The 547-nt window shown below is 68.9% G+C and carries 1 pseudogene; it reads right to left on the bottom strand.

The annotated features are described in order from the left end of the window. A pseudogene (locus ACLQ28_RS34470) lies at nucleotides 1-527 on the bottom strand (SDR family NAD(P)-dependent oxidoreductase); the annotation flags it as partial. Between the last annotated feature and the right edge of the window lie 20 nt (nucleotides 528-547).

Below are 547 nucleotides of genomic sequence, written 5' to 3'. Positions count from 1 at the left end.
AGCAGCGGCGCCTCCAGCACCAGCTCTTCCACCACCGGGCTGCCCGCGTGTCGGCCGGCGGTCAACGCCAACTCGACCAACGCGGTGCCCGGCACGATCACCATTCCGAGTACGCCGTGGTCGCTCACCCACGGCGCGGTGTCCTGGGAGATCCGTCCGGTGAACAGCCACTCGTCGCGGTCACCGACCGGCGCGGCAGCCACGAGTAGCGGATGGTCCAGACGCCCCAACCCGACAGCGGCGGCATCGCCAGCCGCCGTGCCCGGGGAGATCCAGTACCGCTGGCGTTGGAAGGCGTAGGTGGGTAGATCGATGCGTTGGGCATGGGTGTCGGCGTAGAAAGCTGGCCAGTCGACGCTGGTACCGGCGGTGTGGGCCTGGGCCAGGAAACCGGCGAAGGTGTCCGGCTCCGGATGCCGGGCCCGCAACGCGGACGCGAACACCGCACCCTCAACGTCGTCGTCGTCGTTGTTGTTGTGGTCGAGGCATTGGCGGGTCAACGCGGTCAACACCGCATCCGGACCCACCTCAAACCACCGACGCACCC

It is taken from the genome of Micromonospora sp. DT201, assembly GCF_049841575.1.
Taxonomy (GTDB): Bacteria; Actinomycetota; Actinomycetes; order Mycobacteriales; family Micromonosporaceae; genus Micromonospora.
The sequence above is the reverse complement of the archived record's forward strand: the minus strand, read 5'-3'. Positions and strand labels throughout refer to the sequence as shown.